The 22383-nt window shown below is 26.6% G+C and carries 21 protein-coding genes, 1 pseudogene and 1 CRISPR repeat array; all 22 genes and pseudogenes read right to left on the bottom strand.

Annotation, left to right across the window (positions count from 1 at the left end; translation table 11 throughout):
- Positions 1-91: 91 nt before the first annotated feature.
- Positions 92-403 carry a DEAD/DEAH box helicase gene (locus GIL12_RS05830; RefSeq protein ID WP_255461046.1) on the bottom strand — a complete coding sequence of 104 codons (312 nt, stop codon included), beginning with the start codon at positions 401-403 and terminating at the stop codon, positions 92-94.
- 246 nt (positions 404-649) lie between these two features.
- Positions 650-1563: pseudogene (locus tag GIL12_RS05820) on the bottom strand (DEAD/DEAH box helicase family protein); the annotation flags it as partial.
- A 207-nt stretch (positions 1564-1770) separates the two neighbouring features.
- Positions 1771-4527: direct repeats of the CRISPR family, unit length 25 nt; unit sequence CATTCCACATTGGTTAGATTAAAAT.
- A 198-nt stretch (positions 4528-4725) separates the two neighbouring features.
- On the bottom strand, positions 4726-5004 hold the full coding sequence (gene cas2 / locus GIL12_RS05815; protein ID WP_163469557.1) for a CRISPR-associated endonuclease Cas2: 279 nt from the start codon (positions 5002-5004) through the stop codon (positions 4726-4728).
- A gap of 2 nt (positions 5005-5006) precedes the next feature.
- Positions 5007-5999, bottom strand: coding sequence for a type I-B CRISPR-associated endonuclease Cas1b (gene cas1b / locus GIL12_RS05810; protein WP_163469556.1), 993 nt, complete (start codon positions 5997-5999; stop codon positions 5007-5009).
- A 12-nt stretch (positions 6000-6011) separates the two neighbouring features.
- The gene (cas4, locus tag GIL12_RS05805; RefSeq protein WP_163469555.1) at positions 6012-6500 is read right to left on the bottom strand and encodes a CRISPR-associated protein Cas4; all 489 of its coding nucleotides are present in this window, start codon (positions 6498-6500) and stop codon (positions 6012-6014) included.
- Between the two features lie 21 nt (positions 6501-6521).
- A complete protein-coding gene (cas3, locus tag GIL12_RS05800; RefSeq protein ID WP_163469554.1) occupies positions 6522-8696 on the bottom strand; it encodes a CRISPR-associated helicase Cas3' in 2175 nt (724 codons plus the stop codon).
- An 8-nt stretch (positions 8697-8704) separates the two neighbouring features.
- Positions 8705-9817, bottom strand: coding sequence for a CRISPR-associated protein Cas5 (gene cas5, locus GIL12_RS05795; RefSeq protein WP_163469553.1), 1113 nt, complete (start codon positions 9815-9817; stop codon positions 8705-8707).
- Between the two features lie 2 nt (positions 9818-9819).
- Entirely contained in the window at positions 9820-10716 is an 897-nt protein-coding gene (cas7i, locus tag GIL12_RS05790; RefSeq protein WP_163469561.1) for a type I-B CRISPR-associated protein Cas7/Cst2/DevR, read from the bottom strand.
- On the bottom strand, positions 10713-12104 hold the full coding sequence (gene cas8a1, locus GIL12_RS05785; RefSeq protein ID WP_163469552.1) for a type I CRISPR-associated protein Cas8a1/Csx8: 1392 nt from the start codon (positions 12102-12104) through the stop codon (positions 10713-10715). The genes cas7i and cas8a1 overlap by 4 nt, the downstream gene beginning before the upstream one ends.
- Before the next feature lie 14 nt (positions 12105-12118).
- Entirely contained in the window at positions 12119-12826 is a 708-nt protein-coding gene (cas6, locus tag GIL12_RS05780) for a CRISPR-associated endoribonuclease Cas6 (RefSeq protein ID WP_163469551.1), read from the bottom strand.
- Positions 12827-12913: 87 nt separating this feature from the next.
- Entirely contained in the window at positions 12914-13174 is a 261-nt protein-coding gene (locus GIL12_RS05775) for a hypothetical protein (protein ID WP_163469550.1), read from the bottom strand.
- A 57-nt stretch (positions 13175-13231) separates the two neighbouring features.
- Positions 13232-13591 (bottom strand): hypothetical protein, encoded by a 360-nt coding sequence (locus GIL12_RS05770; protein ID WP_163469549.1) that lies wholly within the window; start codon positions 13589-13591, stop codon positions 13232-13234.
- A gap of 9 nt (positions 13592-13600) precedes the next feature.
- Complete coding sequence (locus tag GIL12_RS05765) at positions 13601-13942, bottom strand: conjugal transfer protein (protein ID WP_163469548.1); 342 nt, start codon at positions 13940-13942, stop codon at positions 13601-13603.
- Between the two features lie 360 nt (positions 13943-14302).
- The gene (locus GIL12_RS05760) at positions 14303-15133 is read right to left on the bottom strand and encodes a proline/glycine betaine ABC transporter permease (protein ID WP_163469547.1); all 831 of its coding nucleotides are present in this window, start codon (positions 15131-15133) and stop codon (positions 14303-14305) included.
- A complete protein-coding gene (locus GIL12_RS05755) occupies positions 15126-16325 on the bottom strand; it encodes a glycine betaine/L-proline ABC transporter ATP-binding protein (RefSeq protein ID WP_239056069.1) in 1200 nt (399 codons plus the stop codon). Before GIL12_RS05755 ends, GIL12_RS05760 begins: the two co-directional genes overlap by 8 nt.
- A gap of 350 nt (positions 16326-16675) precedes the next feature.
- Positions 16676-17629: a poly-gamma-glutamate system protein gene (gene pgsW / locus GIL12_RS05750; protein WP_163469545.1), complete on the bottom strand. Its 954-nt coding sequence runs from the start codon at positions 17627-17629 to the stop codon at positions 16676-16678.
- Positions 17626-18054, bottom strand: coding sequence for a poly-gamma-glutamate biosynthesis protein PgsC (gene pgsC / locus GIL12_RS05745; protein WP_163469544.1), 429 nt, complete (start codon positions 18052-18054; stop codon positions 17626-17628). The genes pgsW and pgsC overlap by 4 nt, the downstream gene beginning before the upstream one ends.
- Positions 18051-19178, bottom strand: a complete 1128-nt coding sequence (gene pgsB, locus GIL12_RS05740) for a poly-gamma-glutamate synthase PgsB (protein WP_163469543.1) — start codon at positions 19176-19178, stop codon at positions 18051-18053. The genes pgsC and pgsB overlap by 4 nt, the downstream gene beginning before the upstream one ends.
- Positions 19179-19197: 19 nt before the next feature.
- Positions 19198-20325, bottom strand: coding sequence for a succinylglutamate desuccinylase (locus GIL12_RS05735; protein WP_163469542.1), 1128 nt, complete (start codon positions 20323-20325; stop codon positions 19198-19200).
- Between the two features lie 13 nt (positions 20326-20338).
- Positions 20339-20482 carry a hypothetical protein gene (locus GIL12_RS10050; RefSeq protein WP_203522535.1) on the bottom strand — a complete coding sequence of 48 codons (144 nt, stop codon included), beginning with the start codon at positions 20480-20482 and terminating at the stop codon, positions 20339-20341.
- Between the two features lie 13 nt (positions 20483-20495).
- Positions 20496-21767 (bottom strand): TRAP transporter large permease, encoded by a 1272-nt coding sequence (locus GIL12_RS05730; RefSeq protein WP_163469541.1) that lies wholly within the window; start codon positions 21765-21767, stop codon positions 20496-20498.
- A 79-nt stretch (positions 21768-21846) separates the two neighbouring features.
- A complete protein-coding gene (locus tag GIL12_RS05725) occupies positions 21847-22380 on the bottom strand; it encodes a DUF6305 family protein (protein WP_163469540.1) in 534 nt (177 codons plus the stop codon).
- Between the last annotated feature and the right edge of the window lie 3 nt (positions 22381-22383).

The raw sequence follows: 22383 nt of genomic DNA, 5'->3' as shown, positions 1-22383 counted from the left end.
TTAAGAAATAGAATTTTAATTTATAGCAATTTAACAAAAATAAAAATTCCTTCAGCATAAAGCTGAAGGAACAAAAACATTATTTATTTTTTTATTTTTCTCCACCAACACCAGTTGACAAAGAACCCAATAAAATTGTATCTATAGCTGGTATGTCAATTCCTTCATTAAATATATCAACTACAAATATAGTATCTATTTTCCCATCTTTTAAATTTTGAATTTCTTTTTTTCTTTTTTCATTTGTATTATTTCCTGTTAAAACAACTGTTTTAACACCTTTTTCCTTAAAAAATTTATTCATATATTCTGCATGCTTTATACTTGCACAAAAAGCAATTGATCTTTTCTTTTTATAATATGAATATTTTTTGTATACTAAGTTTGCTCTTTCTTCAACTATTAAAGCATTTTCAAGTTCTTTTAAATCATATTTTCCACTTCTCCAAGGAATGTTAGAATAGTCAACATTATCATAAATACCAAAGTATTCAAATGGGGATAACCAACCTTTATTTATACCTATTATAAAATTACATTCATAAACTATATTGTAATCACAAATTTTATAAATATCTCCGTTATCACTTCTTTCTGGAGTAGCAGTAAGTCCTAAGAGAAATTTGGGCTCAAAATAATTTAATAGACTCTGATAATTTTTACCTGTACCATGATGAACCTCATCTATAACAATATAATCAAAATGCTTTTTAGAAAAATAAGATTCATTTAAATATTCTTTTTTACCAATAGTTGCTATACTTGCAAATGTTATATCTGCTTTTACTTCTTTTTGCTTCCATTAAAAAATCCATATGTTTTTTTGTTTCCATAAATTTTCTCAAAGGAATTTTTTGCTTGATTAAGAATTTCTTCTCTATGTACTACAAACAAAACTTTTTTATAATTCATGGAGTCAAATATTGCTAAATAAGTTTTCCCAAGACCTGTAGCAACTATTACTAATCCTTTATCATAACCTTCCTCTCTTGTTAAAGATAATTCGTACAAAGCTGGAATTTGAAATCTTATTGGTTCTATAACGCTTACCTTATTATTTACATCTCTATATTCCAATTCAGGTTTTTTATATCTTTTTTCATATTCTCTTAACCATTCAATAGTTAAATTAAAACTAGATTCTTCATAAAGTTCATTAAAAGAGCTTATAATATCCTTTATTTCACTATCTGAAAAATCTTTATTTATGTGATGATTCCACTCTATACCATCAGTTAAAGCTGATCTAGATATATTTGATGAACCGATATATATATCTACTTTTTTAGTTGCATTATTTTTAAAAATATATGCTTTAGGGTGAAAACTTATGTTTTTATTGTTTTTAAATATTTTTGTATCTTCCAATTGTAAAAGTCTATATAAAGCATTTGGCTCTGTTATGTTAAGATAATCACTAGTTAATATTTTTATTTTCTTTCCTTGTTTTTTAGCTCTTTTTAGATCATTAATTATAAGCTTTAATCCACTATCTCTAACAAAGGAAACACTCATATATATTTCATCTGAAGAATTAATATGATTTTTTAAATTATTATACATATTTGTATCTATATTTTTATTAGATATAAGACCCATTAATATCTCCTTTTCTATTTCACTTATTATCCTTAAGTTTACCATTTATATTTGTTTTTTCCAAGTCAAAAATATTCTTAAAATATAAAAGACGTCTATTTTTTCTATTAACTGACAATCTGTCAATTTAATTAATAAATAATTAGGCGTCTTCTATATTTTTCATATTAATATTCCACATTGGTTAGATTAAAAATCCAACTAAATTTGGACTTCCAGCTTCATATCTTTCATTTACATTCCACATTGGTTAGATTAAAAGAATTGTTGAATATTTCGTGAACGAGTAGGGATTTGATAATTTACATTCCACACTGGTTAGATTAAAAGCATTCAAAGAATGTTTCCACAAATTAATCTTTTTTATTTACATTCCACACTGGTTAGATTAAAAGAAAAAATTATAAAAGATAGAAAAATCAAATTAATATATTTACATTCCACACTGGTTAGATTAAAACACGATGTGTGATGATATAGAACATAGTGTACCAAAATTTACATTCCACACTGGTTAGATTAAAATGTAAACTAAAATCTATCATTTATAAAATATATGGTTCGATTTACATTCCACATTGGTTAGATTAAAATAAATTCTTCGTTGATTAGTGAAAAGTTCTTTAAAGAAATTTACATTCCACATTGGTTAGATTAAAATTGGAAGCTTAGTTTATTTGGGAAATTTAAAAGAATATTTACATTCCACATTGGTTAGATTAAAATTTGTTGACAAGTCCAGATAATTTTAATTCATTACACATTTACATTCCACATTGGTTAGATTAAAATAACTATGTGAGTGATATACTAGAAGAAAATATAAATGCATTTACATTCCACATTGGTTAGATTAAAATGTCGGAAACACTAACCGTAAAGGGTATGGCAAAAATCAATTTACATTCCACATTGGTTAGATTAAAATTTCCATTCAAACCATTCCAAATTATTTTTTAACTTGAAATATTTACATTCCACATTGGTTAGATTAAAATGCAAGATTTAAATTATTCGATACTCAAGTTAACGGATTTACATTCCACATTGGTTAGATTAAAATCACAGAATTGATGACGCTGGACCAAATAAAAAAAGCTATTTACATTCCACATTGGTTAGATTAAAATCACAAGGAGCTTTCTAGTGTATCAATCTAAAACTCTATTTACATTCCACATTGGTTAGATTAAAATTGAAGTAGTGACATTTGATGCAGAAAGTAGTGACACATTTACATTCCACATTGGTTAGATTAAAATGAAAAGAAGATGCAGAAAAATATTTCCATAGAACGAATTTACATTCCACATTGGTTAGATTAAAATTCTGTCTTCCAAGACATTCTTTAAAACTTGTTCGATATTTACATTCCACATTGGTTAGATTAAAATCCCTCTTCATTTTTTACTATTTGTACTCTGAATTTAAAATTTACATTCCACATTGGTTAGATTAAAATCTAATCTCGATATCTCTTACATTTAATATTATCTCTATTTACATTCCACATTGGTTAGATTAAAATAAAAACAGTCACTAAATCATACATAAAAACAATGATATTTACATTCCACATTGGTTAGATTAAAATTTCTTCTCCCCAAAGTGTAGCCTTTTTTTGCATAACATATTTACATTCCACATTGGTTAGATTAAAATTCCAGCTTTCTCAACCTGCTGTTGCATTTCTAACATTTACATTCCACATTGGTTAGATTAAAATCTAAAATAAAGCCTAGACCTGAACATGTGGCTTTGGAATTTACATTCCACATTGGTTAGATTAAAATAGCGATATAATGGCTTTTGAAGATTTTTTAAAAGATATTTACATTCCACATTGGTTAGATTAAAATTATTTTTTTATTTAAAGATTCAATTTCAATTCTTATTTACATTCCACATTGGTTAGATTAAAATTACAATATATTTAGTTAGACATTCAGTTACCTCTCGTACATCATTCCACATTGGTTAGATTAAAATTCTCTTTCTACTTTTTTAATATGCTCATACATTTCACATCATTCCACATTGGTTAGATTAAAATTGCATCAGGATCTGTTTGTGATGCTTGAATATCAAATTGCACATCATTCCACATTGGTTAGATTAAAATTCAGGAGCAGCTAAAATAAAGCCTAGACCTGAACATGCACATCATTCCACATTGGTTAGATTAAAATTAAAGAGAGAGTATATATAATATTCCCTCTACTGTACCACATCATTCCACATTGGTTAGATTAAAATGTAGGAACATCAAAAGGGATAATAATTCCAAAAGAACACATCATTCCACATTGGTTAGATTAAAATCCTAAACACAGAAGAACGCGAAGGGGTAAAATACAAGTTCATCATTCCACATTGGTTAGATTAAAATATAAGTATCGCCAGCATTTAGAAAAACTGTTCCTGTTTCATCATTCCACATTGGTTAGATTAAAATTTGAATTTTAAAATTATATGAGGTATAATGTTTTGAAGCATCATTCCACATTGGTTAGATTAAAATTTCCTATATTTACTCAATCAGTAAAATACAAAAGAGTAGCATCATTCCACATTGGTTAGATTAAAATTTGCAGTTGAACCAAAAACTAAAGCTGACCAAGAAAAAAAGCATCATTCCACATTGGTTAGATTAAAATTTTTGGAAACAATAGACGAGGAATATATGTATTCCGTAAGCATCATTCCACATTGGTTAGATTAAAATACTAGAATAGCTGGAATATTAACAATAATAGCTTCTTAAGCATCATTCCACATTGGTTAGATTAAAATAAAAAGGATATAGATTATTCTTTGTATCTAGTTACAGATAGCATCATTCCACATTGGTTAGATTAAAATATTGCGATTTAGTTATTGAAGCTGCTATTGAAAATAAGCATCATTCCACATTGGTTAGATTAAAATAGGTACCCTTATAACCTTATTAAAATTATAGCATAAGAACCCTGTTTCTGTCGACCCCCTAAATTTTTATGATTTTTGCTATAAGTTCTCCTTATTTATTCTTGCTATTTTTCTATAAATTATTTATTTTGTTAACTTTATAAGGAACTGTCGATCTACAGGTGTTTTTACATCATCAGAGGTCGACAGTTTTTAAAATTAAAAGAAATTAGAAGTTTTATCGTCCTTCATCCCCCAAAAATGTTTTTTTAAAAATCTTTCATTTCTACTTTCAAAAACTAAAAGTGAATCCATATCTTCTCTTATATATTCTTTCAATTCAAGTTTTAATTTTTCAAATAGAGGCCTTGTTAGTTCTCCCTCAAAAGTTGAATTTTGAATATGAGTAAGATATTTTTTACATATTTTAAAAACATTTCTCAAAACTTTTGCTCCGTTTTTATCTAATCTTATATCATAAACTAATATTATATACATAATTACCACCACATCTCAAAAGGAATATATTCTTGATCTTCCATCAAATGTTTAATTAATTTATAGCATTCTAATTTTATTAAATGTCTATAGCTCACATTTCTATTTAATGTTTTATGTTTTATTGTCATCTTCAATCTCTCATCATATGCTTGAAGAACTTTTTTCCTTCCCTTATCCTTCATATAATAATAATTAGAATCTTTTTCAAAATCCTTTTCAGTTATAATGTTTTTATTTAAAAGAGAAAATATCAATCTATCTCCAAGAATAGGTTTAAAAATTTCAGATAAATCTAAACATAAAGAAAATCTTCTTTCCCCTGGAACATGTAAATAACTTATAGTTGGATTCAGCTGAGTTTTATATATTTCAGCTAAACATGTTGTATATATTAAAGAATTAATAAATGATATCATAGTATTGATTAAATTATCAGGTGGTCTTTTTACTCTTTTTTCAAAATTTATTTCTTGGTTAACAATCTTATTCCATCCACTATAGTATACTTTTCTAATATTACCTTCTATTCCCATCAGTTCCATTACATCTTTACATTTATCAATTTCAATTCTAAGTCTTTTTATTCTAAGAATTTCCTCTTCTAAATCTTTACCTCTAGAATTATAATATCCCAAATTTCTTTTAATATTAAAACTTGCTCCTCCTATTATTTTTTTGGCTATAAGTAATCTTTTGGATAAATCTTCATAATGATTCACTTGTTTTACTAAAAGCCTTCCTGAGACTGCTCTTTCCTTAGGATAAAAACTTCCTGTATAAAAACCATAATAATTAAAAAAGTGTAATTTTATTCCTAATTGTCCCACATAGTTTAAACATTTGGTATTTAAATCAACTTCTCCAAAAATATAAATCTCATTTGTTACTTCTATTTTCATATCCTTGTATTGTCCTTCTGGTGTAGTTAATCTTAAAACATTATCTTTTCTTTTCAATCTTCCATTTGAGAATAAATAATAAGTTTCACTCATAAACTCCTCCTACTAGATATAGCAATACTCGTAATAAGCACATTTTTTACAAATTTTTGAATTTATTTTTTCAGGAACTTTCTCCATATTAACTATTTTTTCTATTTCTTTTAATATATCTTCTACTTTTTCTTCATCTTTTTTTAATAGAAATATTTCTTCTCTCTCTTTTATCTTAGGATAATCCAATATTCCTTTTTCAATTTCTATTCCTCTTTTTTTCAAAAAATATAAATAATATTTAACTTGCCAAATTGATGCCTCTTCGATACTTTTACTTTTCTTAATTTCATGTAATATCTTCCAGTCTCTTATAAAATCAACATTAACTGTATTATCTATCATAATATGCTTTTTCTCTCTGCCAAAAGAAGACTCATCTAATAATCTACCTAACATAACATTTTCATTTTCATCTTCAAGGGAAATTCCTTTACTAAAATGCCATAATTTTCTAGGACATACAAAATAATAATAAAACATTATTCCAGTTATCCTCATAAATAACCTCCTTCCAACACTTTAGAAAATAACTTGATCTCTACTTTTTTCTTTCTTTTTTCTAATAAAGCCTATCTTTCCATCATAATTGCAATCAATTACTTGAATTTTTTCAAAATTTGTATTTACCACTATTCCTGTACTATTTAAATCATATATTCCTACAGAAATAGTATATTTATCTATTTCATTTTTTATTCTTTGTTGTCTTACTCTAAATAAGTTTCTTTCTTTATTGTTTTCATCTTTACTAATTTTAGAATTATATTTATATCTTTCTTTTAATAACTTCTCATTTTCTAATATTTCATCTTCATTCTCTTTATAAACCTCTTTTGGGATAATTTTAAATGAAATAATGTTCCTAAAATATTTTTTAACATCAGGTAACTCCATTTCATTTACATATAAAGAATCTATATATTTTTTTACTTGTAAATACCTTTCTATAAATTTAGAATTTTTTAAATTTTCAGATGTGAAATTTTCTTCAATTATACTAGCTTTTTTTTCTTCACTTAATATTCCTGAAAAATTTAAAAGAATATTTTTAGACATACTAAATATATCAGGATCTATAAAGCCTCTTTCTCCATTAATAAATAAATTATTATTTATAGATAAATATACAAATACATTTGGAGAAACTAACATTTCTTTTTTTATTCCCTTTCTATTAACTCTTCCTAATCTTTGAAAAAATCCACTAATATCATTTAATTCTGTAAATAGGTAATCAAAGTCAATATCTAAACTAGCTTCCACCAAAGAAGTAGATACCCATATTCCATTATTTGTATTTTCTGTTTTCCCAAATTCTAAAATTTCTTTTTCTTTATTTAATCTATCCTCCTTTGTAAATTTTGAATGCAATAATTTTACATTTAAATTATCTTCAACTAATTCCTTATAAATATTTTGAGCTTCTTTTATTGTATTACATACAACTAATATTTTTCCATGATTATTATTATAAAAATTTTTAATATCTTCAGAATTTATTCTCCTGTCAATAGCTTTTATATGATGCCTATCTTCACCCTTAATAAAGCTTTTATATTGGATTTTCCCAATGTTTTCCTCTATTAAATCTTTAATAAATGGAAATAAAGTTGCTGTAATAATTGCAAATTTACCATTAGCTTTATTAATCATTTCAAGAGCACTTACAATATACGCTATCAAATCTGGAGAGTAAGCTTGAATTTCATCTATTACAATTTTAGAATAACTTAAAGTTGCAAGTTTCAATTCAAATCCTTTATATTTATAAACAAAATCAAATATTTGATCAAGAGTTGAAATAGTTAAAGGCATTGATAAATTTTTACCCTTATTATAATATTCCCTAACTTTATCTTCTTCCACAACAGATTCATCCATATATACTGACATTGTATCTGAATGTAATAAGGATAATCTTTCATCTATTTTTTCTTTTATAATATTTTCTTTGATCCTATCATACATGGCATTTATAGCTGTTCTCAAAGGTAATATAAAAAAACCCTTATTATCCCCTATCCAAAGCAATCCTGCTTCTGTTTTCCCAATTCCTGTGTTAGCAATCATTATTATATTCTCATTTCTATTTTCTATAGCATACTCTTGCAATTCTCTCCATTTATATCCTAAATTCTTTAAACTTTTATTTAAAAAATCGTTTGGATATTCTATTACGTATCCCCCAGATGCAGAGTAGTCGCATTTCTGTAAAAATCCTTTTACAAGCTGAGCTTCTAAATTATTCCTTTCTTCTTTAATATTTTCAATTTCTCTATCTCCAATCTCGTTGCAAAAATCAAAGAAACCATCTAAATTATTTTCTAAAATATTGTCATCAAGAGCACTAAATTTTTTATAAGGATCATACTTTTGATGATGGTTCATAACCGCATATGCAATCTTATAAAAATCTTCATTCTCTATTTTATCTCTATTTATAAAAAATAGAGATAGCAGATTATGTGCTATCTCCACTTCTAAATCAAAATGTTTAGTTTTACTCTTTACTCTTTCTTGAAAATATTTATTTACCTTACCATAGTCATGATATTCTATAGCTTGTTCTACTAATTCACTTATTTTTTTAGGAATAGAATAATAAGATTCTAAAATCTTAAAATTATTATGTAAATCATCAGTATGTTCTCTTATTGTTTTTTCTGGTTTTGCTAAGTATTTATTTAAATCCATATTTTCTCCTATAAAAAGTTAACTAAATAATCTTCCCCGTCAATTTTGTCATAATATACATTTTTAGATTTTTTATCTATTGTATAATTAGATGTATATATTACTTTTACTTTATTAAAAATTCTTTGATTGTTTTTTATCTTATAATCTTTGTTTAAGTAATATTTAGTTCCATTTATATCTGTTCCATCTTCAGATGATTTTAATATTAAATTTCCACTTGTAATCTCATCATATAGTAAATATGATGAATTTTTTATCTTCCCTATAAAATTCCCTTTAAATTTACTGAAAATTTTCTCTGGTAGCTCTTCATTTAACTCTATTAACTCACATTCTTTAACTTCTACAAAATCTTCGCTTCTACCAATTGATCTTAAATTATATATATTTTCATAAATATCTTTCAATGTTTTTTCATCTGTTTTTATATGAATAATTAATTTTACTCCATATAAAACTTCATAATATTTAATAGATGTAGTAAGAGATTGATATTTTGAAATTTCCTTTGTATATTTTTCATGAATATATTTATCTAATTTTTTCTTGATTAACTTTTCTAATTTTTTTATTTCCTCTTCTCTGTGACTTATTAGTTTAAATTCTTGTGATTCTTTATCAAAAATTTTCTTTTTTTCCTTTAAAGAATTTTTTCTGATTTTTGCTAGCTTTGAAAATCTATCAATTTTTAATTTTTTATATTTTCCTATTTCATCATTTAAGTTTTTTAGGTTAATATATTCTTCAAAAAGTCCTTCATTTAATACTTGAATTGTTTTTCTTTTTCTAAAACTATTTCCTGTACTTTTCAGAGCTTTTGCTACTTTTTCGAAAGCTTTTGATTGCAAATCTCCATTTCTAGATTTAACTAATATTCCCCTATCATCCATTACAGAATTTAAAAAACAATGATCTGTATATGCTTCTTTCCCCATAGATTCATATTCTCCCTGTATAGACAAATCCATTTCATGATATTTTCTATATCCACAAGCATTGTGAATTGCTCCAATTAGAGTGGAAATTGGTGGTAATGGATATGTCATTTTATTAGTAATTGTTTCCTCTTTTCTATAATGAGCTTTATTTTGAGTTAGTACTAATCTTATAGCTTTCATAATTATACCTCGAAATATTTTTTCACATCTGCTTTTAAATTATCAAAAAATTCTGTCATGCTTTCAGGATTTAATTCTTTTATAATCTCCATTTCATTTTCAAAATTTTCTCCTTCTAAAAGAGCAACCTTATATCCTTTAGCAATTTTATCTTTTAAATCCTTAGTTATTTTTAATTTCCCTCCAGAAACATTTACTACATTTTCAAATCTATGAGTCATTCTATCACTAAGACCACCAACTGCAAACAAAGGTTCTGCATTGTCTAAATTTCCCTTCACTATTAGATTTAAATTTTCAACAGCTTCTAAAATGGAAATAACTCTATCTACTTTTTCTTCTTTACTAGCTTCTTTACTATCAAAATTTTCATCTTTTCCTATTTTATTTAAATCTATTGTCAAAGAATAAATTTTGAAACTTTTATCGTATTCATAATTGTAAGGCATTAATCCAACATCTTTAGCATCATTTTGGACATTTTTTCCATGTGCTTTAGCATAAGTAGTTGCTAAATATAAGTTATTATGAAATCTATTTTCTAAAACAAAAGGTTCACAAGATATTGCATCTGTTAAATAAAAAGAACTGTTTCTAATATATGTAAGTCCTTCTTTTCCAACTTTAGTATTCATATATCCACCTTCTAAAGCTCTACAATTAGTTGCATTTAATTCTTCACTTACAACTTTTTGAGTAGCTCCGTCAACTGTTACTTGTAAATCATCATACATTCCACTTTGCACCATAATTGCATTTTTTAAACTTTCTCTACTTTTTATTGTATAAGTGTTTCCTTTTTTAAATACTTTTTGTACAGAAGCAACATTTCCCAAAGATTCCCCATAATTAGATGTCATATTTGCTACAATTGTTAATGTCAAAGATTTTTTCATTATTCATTTCCTCCCTTATTTTTATCAATTTTCTTTTCTCCTAAAGCATTTATAAATGTATAAGCTATGTCTTTATTTTCCTCAAAATCTTCAAATAAAACATTTATAAATGGAAGTGGTTGTTGAGTAGTTGCTGAAATATGTAGTAATAATTCCTTCACTCTATCATAATCTTTAAGTGTAATTGCTGATATAAATCTTTGTTCATATGCTCTTAATTTATTTTTCTTTCCTTCTCTTACAAATTTTTGCTTTATTCCAATAGCTGAAGCTATTGCTTTTTTTTGTTCAACTTTTTTAGCTTCTAAATTCATTTTCCCTCCCATATTAATATTTATTAAATGACTTATAATATAATTTTTATTTTCTTCTCTTAATAAAACATCTATCAAATCATCTAGACTAAGATTATTCAAAATACAGTTAACAACTATATTTTGAACATTTAAATAACCATCTTTATTTACAGCCTCATTTAATACATTTCCTCTATATTTTTCAAGTTTTAATGATTTTGAAATAGCCTCTAAAGTAATTGTGTTTATTTTTTCAAATCTTTTAATAGATTCTTTTCTTAAATAAATAGTGTCAAAGTATTCATTTTCTCTATCTTTTCTTATAATTTCAACGTCATAATTTATATATTTTGAAGATTCTTTTACTTTAAAAAACAAATCACTTTTTATATTATTTTCCTTTTCAAAAATATCATTTTTATTAGATTCTAATAATTGTTTTATAGAGAAGTTATTATTTATAAAAAAAGCTTCTCTAGTTAAAGAAAATGCAAAGGGAATAAAATCAAATAATTTAGAATCTTCATATACAAAAGTTCTTTGATCTCCCATATATGAAACTGATTTTCCTTTTTTCCCCATATCTAAACTATATCCTTTAATTCTACAAGATTTACCAGTATCCTTTAAAAGATTATTATCATTGCAAAAATTATAATATAAAGCTCTTCCACCTTTAAAGGTTTGTTTTATTAAGTTTAATCTGTTTTTATCTATTACCTCTTGAATTTCCTTTGAATTATTCCCATTATATTTTATTCCTTTAAAAGTTTTTAGCATAACAGTATTACTTACGGCATTTTTTGATAATTTTTCATTTACTTCTTTTATGACTTCTTCTGAAGGATTTTCAATGCTTATTAAATCTTCTACTTTTTTATGATGCATATTTTCTTTAAAGTGTTTTTCAGCAAAGAGTAAATATTTTTCATCTTCTATTAATTTTGAATCAAATTCTATAAAATCATTGTCTACTTTTACTTCTGATTCTAAATTATAGTTTTTAAAATATTTCATTAATCCTACTATAGTAGCACTCCATCTCCAGTTAGAAGGTTTGACTCTTAAAAAGTCATTTTTTAAATTTTCAATCATTATATTCACCTCCTTTAACTTAAAATATCTACCATTCCAAAGCCTGAGCTAGTCTTGCTCCCAATTCCTGTTTTATACAAATAATTTAATATCTCCTTATTCCCTTCCATCTTAAAAACTCCTAAGGACACTGGAAATCTTATCCCATAATTTTTTACAACAGTTCTTTTGATTTCATAAGGATAAATATTTATTTCTTTTAAATACTTTTCAGGAAACTTATCAGATAAATTATTTATTAAGTTTTTCTTCAAAACTTTTAACCCTTTTTCATCAAAGTCATGATACCAAGACTTTTTATCAGTTAATTTTTCCCTTATAGCAATTGAAGACATTGTTTTAAAAATAACTTCTTCCTTTGTTATCTTTTTTTCTTGTAATGATCTTATTTTTATAACTTCCATTTGATTGTCTGCTATTAAATATTTTTTATGAATTGATCCAAGCATGGCATTTGTAAAATATAGTGAATCTTCCAAAGAATAAATTGATATAAATAATTTAATATCATTGCTTTTTAAATATATCTTCTCATCTGTGAATTTTTCACCTTGAAAATATACTGAAAAAGAAAATTCCTTTTCTTGATTATTATCATAGAATTTATCTTTAATTTTACTATCATATTTTTCTAAAATATTTTTGATATAAGAAATAAATTTTCTTCTATAATCATTTGTTATTTCTTTTTTTTCCAATTTAAAACATACTTCATATCTCATTTGATTTCCCTCCTTAACTATTTATAAGTAATACTTTTATTATGTAATTATCTGCCAGTATAAGTATACCCCATTTTTTTTATTTTTTCAACCCTTTAACCCCTTTAAAATGTCATACTTCACCTTAGTTCTTCCCATGATCTCCCATATAAAACCATATTTCTTTTTAGCTATACTATTGGCTTCTTCCATTATCTTTCCTTGTTTTTCTTTGGAAAGTCCATTAAAATAATTATCTAAATGTTCTTTTTCCCTTAGATACTCATCTTTTTCACGTATTTGTTTTTCTCTAATTTCCCTGTCTCTTCTAATCTCCTCATTAATTTTCTTTGACCTTTCAATGGACATACTTTCCCTAGGGGAAGGATCTAGGGTATAATCATTTTTTAGAGCAGCTACTATGAATCAAGGGGATTTATTATTTTTAGCACTAAAGTCAAGTACTTTAGTTAATCTTTCAAGGGTTATGTTCTTGTCATTTATGATTTTCATAATATTTTTGCACGTTAAAATTTCTAGATGAGCATCTAGGAGTTTTTGTTTTATTGCTCTAAGAGAACCACCACTAGGTTTTTGTATATCTTTAGGTCTATCTAATTTACTTTTATGTGAATTAGTAGTGGTGGTTTTTATATCTGTTTTTATAATAGTGTTTATAACAGGTATTGGTTGGACAAAATCGTCCCTTCCATTGGACAAATCTGACCTATCCATTGGACAATTTGGGTCATTCCATTGGACAAAATGGTCTGTTCCATTGGACATATTGTCTTTTTAGAAAAAATCATCACTTACATTTAATTCATAGATTCTCTTCACTTGAGGATCAACAATTGCATACCATTTGGTCTTATCATAGGGAAGTTTATTAAAGTTATCTGATTTAATAACATTTAATTTTTCCAATTTTAATAGGGCCCTTTGAATTTTTTTACAATTCATATATGGGAACAATTCATTAAAGGATTTTGAACTATTGTATACCCAGTATTCTCCATTTATATAGTTTTTATTATTAGTCATATTTTTTTTAATCCAGAAGGCAATATTTTCCATAAGAATTGCCTCCTCTATTCCATATTTTTTTGCCAGTTCCACATTAAAGCTATGATTCATATTGTCCTCCCTTTTTATACATATTTTTTTTCTCTTCTAACTTATATTTTAAATATTTTTCCAAAAAAGTCAAAAACCTATATGACGCATATGACGTATATGACGTATATGACGTATTTTTTTTACATAATTTATTTATGCACCTTGCTAATATTTTATTATGTTTTAAAAATTTTTTCCAGAACGTAGTTTCCCTATGTTCCCTATGTTTCCTATGTTCCCTATTTTTTTTGATTTTTTTGATTTTTTTTTGATTTTTTGCGAAATTTTCAAAAAAATATAAAAAGCTGTGAGTTTATAAGAAGTATCTTCTTAAAAATTCACAGCTTTATTTAAAATTATTTATAGTATTTTATTAATTTATTTTCTTTTTGATAGTTGTTCAGTAACTCTGTCAAGTAATATAGCTAGTACAACTATTCCCAAACCAGCTTCTATACCCATACCTATATCAACTGTTTGCATTGCCTTTAAAACTCCTCTTCCAAGTCCTCCAGAACCAATCATAGCAGCAATTACAGACATTGATAAAGCCATCATTATACATTGATTTATCCCTGCCATAATAGTCTTAGTTGCTAGAGGTAGTTGAACACCTATAAGTATTTGCCATTTAGTTGCTCCAAATGCTTGAGCTGCTTCTATTTTATCTGCTGGCACTTGTCTAATACCTAAACTTGTTAGTCTCACAGCTGGTGGCATTGAGAAAATTAATATTGCCACAAGGGCTGCTACTTTTCCTAGTCCAAAAAACATTACTGCTGGAATCAAATATACAAAACTTGGTAAAGTTTGCATTAAATCCATTACAGGTCTTAATATTTTTTCTATTTTATCATTTAAAGCTGAAGCTATTCCTAGTGGCATACCTATTGCAAGGGAAACAAAAGTTCCTGTAAGAACAAGGGCTAAAGTACTCATTGTTTCATCCCATAGATCCAAAGAAAAAATAAATAATAAAGAAACTATTACAAAGATACTTAATTTTTTATTTCTTACTATTAACCATATTATTAGGGCAAAGGAAAAAATTAAAACAAATGGATTTACAAACAATAAAACGCTTTCCATTAAATTAATAAAATGTTCTAACCCCTTAGATATACCCCTTGTAATAGGAGCAATATGCTCTATATTTTTATCAAAAAATTTATTAACCACTTCTGCTAATGGTATTGATAGTCTATTCATCTATATCCCTCCTTTCAGCAAGAAATTGAATAATATCACTTCTAATTATTACACCTATTAATTTATCTGATTCTGAAGTTACTGCAATAGGTTCATTAGAATTAGCTAAATATACAAATAATTCATCAATACTTACATTTTCATCTATTTTAGTAAAATTAGAATCCAATAGATTCATAATATTTTCTTCATTAACATTGTCTTTTATTTTATTTTTTCTTAACAGTCCTAGTAATTTTTTATTTTCATCAACTACAAAGATACTATCAAATTTATGCTTTTTCATTTTCTTAGCAACTAATTCGACACTGTCTTTATCCCTAGCAACAACCACTGGATTTTTCATTATCCTAGAAGCTGTTAGAATCTTAGTTCTATCAACATCATTAATAAATTTTCTTACATATTCATTTGCAGGTGTAAGTAATATATCTTCTGGAGTTCCAATTTGAACTACTTCTCCATCTTTCATTAGAGCTATTCTGTCTCCAATTTTCAATGCCTCGTTTAAATCATGGGTTATGAAAATAATAGTTTTATTAACTTTACTTTGAATTTCTAACAACTCATCTTGCATATTTGATCTAATCAATGGGTCTAATGCACTAAAGGCCTCATCCATTAATAAAATATCAGGATCATTTGCCAGTGCTCTAGCTAACCCAACTCTTTGTTGCATTCCACCACTTAATTGACTAGTATATCTATTTCCCCAGCCTTTTAATCCAACGCTTTCAATTGCTTCTTCTGCTCTTAATAGACGTTCTTTTTTTTCAACACCTTGGATTTTTAAACCATAGGCAACATTTTCAATAATATTTATATGGGGAAACAGTCCAAAATTTTGGAAAACCATTCCCATTTTTTCTCTTCTTACTTTAATTAAATCTTTATAACTTAAAGTTGTAATATCTTTACCTTCAATAAAAATTTCTCCCTTTGTTGGTTCTATAAGTCTATTAATACATCTTATAAGAGTGGATTTTCCACTTCCTGATAGACCCATTACAACAAATATTTCCCCGTCATTTACTGATAAAGATACATTATTTAATGCAACTACTTGTTTGGTTTTATTTAATATTGTATCCTTTGATTCACCCTTTTTTAATAACTCAAAGGCTTTTTTGCTTTTCTTACCAAAAACCTTATATAAATTCTTTACCTCAACTTTTTTCTCCACTAATTTCACCTTCCATTCTACCTCCATAATTTTTAAAAAACAAAAAAAAGCACACTGACTTTATGTAATTGTTTCCAACACATAGAGTTAGAGTGCTTTTACTTTTAAATTATTAGTTTAATCCATTGCCATTAAAAAATGACCCTAGATAAGCCCCAGTTCTATTCAATTTAGTTTTTCCACGTTAATTTCAGAATTATAATTACCTGTAATTTATTAATATAATAAATTATTTCCTACTACCAGCGTTTACTTCACTATTAATTTTGTCTCTAAAAAAGACACAAATGTATTTAATCTATATATAGTTCATCATATAATCTTTTAAATGTCAAATTTGGTGGTATTCTCACAAATATTCATCTTAATTTTCTAAAAATAATTAACCCTATTATAAAAATTATAATTATAATTATTTGAAAAATATTTTTCCTAGATTTATAATAAATTGGTATATTTTCAATATTATTTTTTTCTTTTATTGACAAACCTAATTTACTTGCATAAAACTTTAAGTTCAATACTGAAATTGTTTTTATTCCTTTATTTTCATACCTTTTCATTAATTTTTCAAATAATAAATTTCCACCTATATTTATAAATAATTTAGGTTCACCAAAGGAATTATAGTAATTACATCTTTCATTTAAATTTCCTTGTAAATTTTTATTGTAAAACATTTTTATTTTATAATCTTTAATTCTTTCTTCTATTTTTAATTTAACCTCTGGTAAAAAATTTCCTCCAATATCCCAATCTCCACCCCAGGAATAAGCTGAAACTTCATTTTTTATTAATCCCTTATTATAGAGATATTTATTCATTTCTAAAAATGTAAACTCTTCATTATTAGCCCCGTACATTGATGAGCCTATGGAATTAATAAGTATTCCCTTGAGATTCAATGTGTCTAAAGCTGATATTAATGATAAATTTATTCCTGGAAATGAACTAGACATATTAACAAATACTAGATCTCCTTCTTTTAAATTGTTATCTTTAAACAATTTTATGAAATAAGCTGCAAAATTAGAATTGGTAGATAATCTTTTACTATCCAAATCTCCCATTGTAGTTGTCATTCCAGTATATTCTTCCCCTATAAGCCCAGTATTATTTATATCTAATTTTTTATCAAAGACTATACCTAACTCTTCCTTTCTATTTTTTATTTCTTTAAAGAGTATTTTCACATTATTTTTAGCCTGTACCATATCCCCATAATATTTAACTTTTTTATTTGGCATATTATTTCCAATTATATATACTAATAATATTAAAATACACTGTATGTATAATATTTTACTCTTCATAGTATAACCTCAGAAAGCATGTATATACTTTTAATTGTAATACTAAGTATTATTAAAGCAGGTATGGTTTTTTTCATTCCATTTCTTTCTATATCTTGGGCTAAAATAGCAGGTATTAATATACCTATAACTTCTCCACCTATTAAAATTTCCAAATCCAAACTTTGGAAAAATATTTTTATTAAAAAAGTTACAATTATATAAATAGCAAACTTTCTTCTTCCAAATAAAATAATATAATTTTCTAAAAATCTAACTATAAATAGCCCTATTATTACAACTACTAAGGTTATAGCTATTCTTTTAGGATCATTTAAAAAAAGAGCGAAATATCCAGGTACAATAAGTCCCCCTGGGGACATTTCTGTTATTTCATAAAATAATATACTTAAAATTATTCCTAAAATCACTATAGTCTCATTCATTTTTCCCCTCTTCTTTCTATCTTTTCTAATATTTCCTTTCCTTTTCCACAAATATTTCCAACTGCTATTATTAATGAATCTGAACTTAGCTCATCAAATTCATTTAAATCTTCTATTATTCTTATTTTGTCCTTTAAATGTTTTAGGTTTTTATAGAAAATATTTTTACTCTCCCCAGAAATAAATATTTTTTCATAATCCCCTTGATTTTCCTTTACAAACTTTGCAAATTGCTTTAATCTTGTTAACCTATCTTTTCTATTATTTACCATTAGGTATCTTTCTCTTTTCCATACAGGTTTCTCTTTATATAGTTTTATAATATTTTCTGTTGAGTTTGGGTCATTTGCTGCCATAGCATTGAGAAAATATATGTTCTTTTCTAATTTATTTTTAAACTGAATTCCCTTTAGAATTCCAACATCCCTTTTATAGTTTTTCATTCGTTCAAGGGCTTCTTTTTTATCCACACCACAATAGGTACATACTTCCAAAGCAAGGGCTACATTTTCTGGAAAATCAATTTCCTCATACTCTTTATTTTCACAAGAACTCAAATAAGCTTTGGTGTTCTTTTTTTTTGCAACTTCTTTAAAAAATTCAAAATAATTTTTATCCCCTGTAAATAAAGCTCCATTGGTACAAATTGTAGAACTTAGGGACTCTGCAATTTTTTCAAGAGTATCACCCATTTCATCTAAATGATCTTCCCTTACATTTGTTATTACTGAAATATTTGCCCTTAGTATCTTATCTTCACATATTCTTTGAAATTCTGGCTTCACTGCCATACATTCTAAAACTAAAATTTCTGCTCTAGACTTTGCCCCTTTGTTTATAATCTTTATTTGTTCCCTTATATTTGCTTTTCCTCTTCTATTTATGGGCTTTTCTATTCCTTCCACATTTATATATCTAGGATTAGTACCTGTTACCTTTGTAAAAACTTTAGTTTTTCCATCTCTAAGTCCTGCATCAATAAGGCGAGATACTGTTGACTTTCCTCTTATTCCATTTACATGTATAATAATTTTTATTTTAGATCTACTTTTTTCTAATCTTTTCTTTTCAACTATTATTTTAACAAAATAAATTATTATAAACAGTAAGCCAACAATATTCATAGTCTCCCCTTTTTATTTTTTATTCTGGATCATGTAAATAGTTACCTAAACCATTTTCCATTAATTCATCCTTTGTTGGAATTCCTTCCACTTCTATAGCCTTATTAGGTTCTATATCTCCCATAGCATTTATAAGTTCTATAACTCCTGTTGTATGTCTTCCCACTCTTTCTTCAATAGGATGACCTTTTTCATCATAGGGAACATATAGTCTTCCTAGTTTTTGTGCCTTTACATATGTTGGATCTATTCCTGTTAAAACAAGTTTTTCATCTGTTTTACCTCTAAGTCTTCCTTGAGATGCATTGGCTGTTTCCATTAACACAGCATAGGCATCTGTATAATCTCCTATTTCCCTATGAGTTAATCCTCTTAAGTTTACAGGGGAAGGTTCTAATCCAATTTTAATATTATCAAATTCTAAATTCATTACTGCTGTAGATGCAAGTTCCATAGCTCTTTCGTGTGCTACCATAGCATTTATTACTGGGTATTCTGGTGATGCTTCATGTAAATCTATTTCTAAATTTATATTATTTTTTTTCACCAATTGCACTATTCCATAGGCTGCTTTTTCTGTAAAAGTTCCATCTTTTCTTCCTGGATAAGCTCTATTTATATTTCTAGTTTCACTTCCTGATAGATGTTGACCAGAACTTGCATGAATATATACATCTGGATCAGGCCATTGATCTAAAGGATTAGTTGCACGGGAACCATATCTAAACCATCTTTCTCCATTTTTAGTTTTTATATGAAATCTTTGAGGTGATGCTTCTTGTGGATCATTGTGAGAAAATGCACTGTTGTTAGTTCTAGGAACAACATATATAGTTCCTTTGTTTACCTTGGCATTTTCTATTATTGTTATTGCTGCTAAGTAGGCAGATGGCTCATTAGGATGTGTTCCTCCTAATACCAATGTACTTCCACCTTTTTCTTTTCCCTTTAATATATAAACTTCTGTATCTGCATGTGTTCCCTTTATTCCAGGGAAGTATTCACTTAACATTTTTACATCTGTTACCCCTTCTCCCTTATATATAGGAGCTGGCTCTCTCATTTTCACAAACTCTTTACCTGCTAAAAATGCTACCATTAAAGAGCAGACTAATATACCTATTGCAGTTTTTTTATTTCCTATCATCTTACGCTCCTTATTATTTTATCATCAACAATCTTAAAATCAAAGGGATTATTATTAACGCTGCATTCATTTGACTAAAAATATTGTCATCTTCAAACATATTTAAAATTGTTAAAATTAATATAAACAATGCTATTACTAAATATATGAAAAACATTCCATCCCTCCTTTTAATATATAATTCCTGCTAATTTCCCTGAAAAAATAATCATAACAATTGCATACACTATCATTACCAATGCTGGTATTATTGATTTCTTTAATATTTCACTGTAATCTTTTAATCCTACAACTTGAGCTGCAAATATTCCTGCAAGTGCTGTTGGAGGCATTAAATCCCCAAGTCCAGCAATAAGTGAAATTGCTGAAGCTGTTATTATTTGATTATGTGATAATAACGCCATTAAAAATGGAACTCCCAATACAGATGATGCACCATATGAAGATACTGCTCCAAATAATGGAATTGTAATTGCCATTGCTAGATACATTAATGCTGGAGGTAAACTTAAACTACTAACTACAACATAACCTCTTACCCCTGTTAATGTCATAATTTGAATAAACATTCCCACACCAACTAAAATACCTAATACTGGAAGAGCTTCCTTAACTGCTACTTTGGATACTTTTATAAAGTTAATTTTCTTTCCACAGAAAAGAGCTGATAGTGCACTTATTATAAAAATCAAAGGCATTCCTAAATTGAATACTGTTGGAATTATTTTCCCAAGTACCATTAAAACAACACTTAAAATAATTGGAATATATACTTTTATTCCTAATTTTTCTATGTCTTCTGTTTTTAATTGACCTTTAATTTTTTCATAATCTAAATTTTTAGTAAATTTTAATCCTAAAAATAAAACTGTAAATATAGCTATTGGAATTGTTAACATAAGCAATGGAATTGTAAATCCAACAAAGGGCATATCAATTCCTCCACCTATTATCATAGCTGGTACATTTACTGGGGGAGCTATCATTCCTAATATACCTCCAATTGCTATAATTGTAGCTGTTTCCACTATTGGAATTCCTATTAACATTAATATTGGAGCAACTATACTACCTGCAGTTAAAACTGCTGCTGTTGACGATCCAGTTATCATTCCTGGAAACATACTAATGAACATTAAAAATACAAGTAGTAAAATTTTATTTGAATGAAACTTCTTCAATATTAGAGCACTTAAAGCATCTAAAGTCCCTAATTCTTGTATTACTTTCATGAAAATCATAGCTGTTGCTATAACTAATATTGTATTTAAATAACCAAACCCACCTTCAATTAAATGTCTTATGGGAATTCCTTCCCCACCAATTAAAGCTCCTACTATTGCTGACAATACCATGGCAATACTTACTGGAAGTTTTAATTTAAAACAAGAAATTGTAAAGGTAAGTATCATTCCTAAGAATATAATTAATTCTATTTGCACGGTTCCTCCTTATATATAAAAAGGCCCTCAATAGAAAGCTGCTATATTAGGCCTTTCTTTATTTATAATTTATAATGTATTAATTAAAAGCTTCTTCTAAAGGTTTTACTGCTGCTGTTATTTTAGGAATTAATATTAATTCTATATTATTTTCTGCAGCAATTGTGTCAAACAATCCATCTTTATTTCCACTGGAAACTACTATTAATTTATCACATTTGTTAGCTGCAACATTTACAAATTTATCAGATAAATTTCCTCTTCTTGCCTCTCCACCTATGTGTAATCCTATTATTTTCATTCCCTTTTCCTTTGCTGCATCTATTAATTTTTCAGCTCTTGCCACTTCATCTTCAACTTTTATTCCTGCTGCTCCTAGTCCCTTTGAACTTCCACCAATTGCTAAGATCAATGTTTTAGAATCCTTTAATCCATCCTCTGTAACTACTTTATCAAATGTAGATTCTATTTTTGCTCTTTTTAATAAAATCTTTACCATTTGAACATCTGCACTTTGACCAACTGAAGTTAGTAAAATTGGTTTTTCAAATGTTGCTGCAAAACTTGCTACTCCTAGTAATATAAATGTTAGTAATCCTATTATTTTCTTCATATC

Origin of the sequence: Fusobacterium sp. IOR10 (genome assembly GCF_010367435.1) — a bacterium.
In the GTDB taxonomy this organism is placed as follows: domain Bacteria; phylum Fusobacteriota; class Fusobacteriia; order Fusobacteriales; family Fusobacteriaceae; genus Fusobacterium_B.
Note: the sequence above shows the minus strand (reverse complement) of the source record. Positions and strands in the feature narration are given on the sequence as shown.

What these genes read in the sequence shown, in the direction of transcription:
- pgsB (WP_163469543.1), bottom strand. Translation starts at nt 19,178, where the DNA reads ATGAATATTGTTGGCTTACTGTTTATAATAATTTATTTTGTTAAAATA.
- cas5 (WP_163469553.1), bottom strand. Translation starts at nt 9,817, where the DNA reads ATGAAAGCTATAAGATTAGTACTAACTCAAAATAAAGCTCATTATAGA.
- GIL12_RS05760 (WP_163469547.1), bottom strand. Translation starts at nt 15,133, where the DNA reads ATGAATAGACTATCAATACCATTAGCAGAAGTGGTTAATAAATTTTTT.
- GIL12_RS05725 (WP_163469540.1), bottom strand. Translation starts at nt 22,380, where the DNA reads ATGAAGAAAATAATAGGATTACTAACATTTATATTACTAGGAGTAGCA.
- GIL12_RS05765 (WP_163469548.1), bottom strand. Translation starts at nt 13,942, where the DNA reads ATGAATCATAGCTTTAATGTGGAACTGGCAAAAAAATATGGAATAGAG.
- GIL12_RS05775 (WP_163469550.1), bottom strand. Translation starts at nt 13,174, where the DNA reads ATGTCCATTGAAAGGTCAAAGAAAATTAATGAGGAGATTAGAAGAGAC.
- cas3 (WP_163469554.1), bottom strand. Translation starts at nt 8,696, where the DNA reads ATGGATTTAAATAAATACTTAGCAAAACCAGAAAAAACAATAAGAGAA.
- cas6 (WP_163469551.1), bottom strand. Translation starts at nt 12,826, where the DNA reads ATGAGATATGAAGTATGTTTTAAATTGGAAAAAAAAGAAATAACAAAT.
- pgsC (WP_163469544.1), bottom strand. Translation starts at nt 18,054, where the DNA reads ATGAATGAGACTATAGTGATTTTAGGAATAATTTTAAGTATATTATTT.
- GIL12_RS05735 (WP_163469542.1), bottom strand. Translation starts at nt 20,325, where the DNA reads ATGATAGGAAATAAAAAAACTGCAATAGGTATATTAGTCTGCTCTTTA.
- pgsW (WP_163469545.1), bottom strand. Translation starts at nt 17,629, where the DNA reads ATGAAGAGTAAAATATTATACATACAGTGTATTTTAATATTATTAGTA.
- cas1b (WP_163469556.1), bottom strand. Translation starts at nt 5,999, where the DNA reads ATGAGTGAAACTTATTATTTATTCTCAAATGGAAGATTGAAAAGAAAA.
- GIL12_RS10050 (WP_203522535.1), bottom strand. Translation starts at nt 20,482, where the DNA reads ATGTTTTTCATATATTTAGTAATAGCATTGTTTATATTAATTTTAACA.
- cas8a1 (WP_163469552.1), bottom strand. Translation starts at nt 12,104, where the DNA reads ATGATTGAAAATTTAAAAAATGACTTTTTAAGAGTCAAACCTTCTAAC.
- GIL12_RS05770 (WP_163469549.1), bottom strand. Translation starts at nt 13,591, where the DNA reads ATGTCCAATGGAACAGACCATTTTGTCCAATGGAATGACCCAAATTGT.
- cas4 (WP_163469555.1), bottom strand. Translation starts at nt 6,500, where the DNA reads ATGAGGATAACTGGAATAATGTTTTATTATTATTTTGTATGTCCTAGA.
- cas2 (WP_163469557.1), bottom strand. Translation starts at nt 5,004, where the DNA reads ATGTATATAATATTAGTTTATGATATAAGATTAGATAAAAACGGAGCA.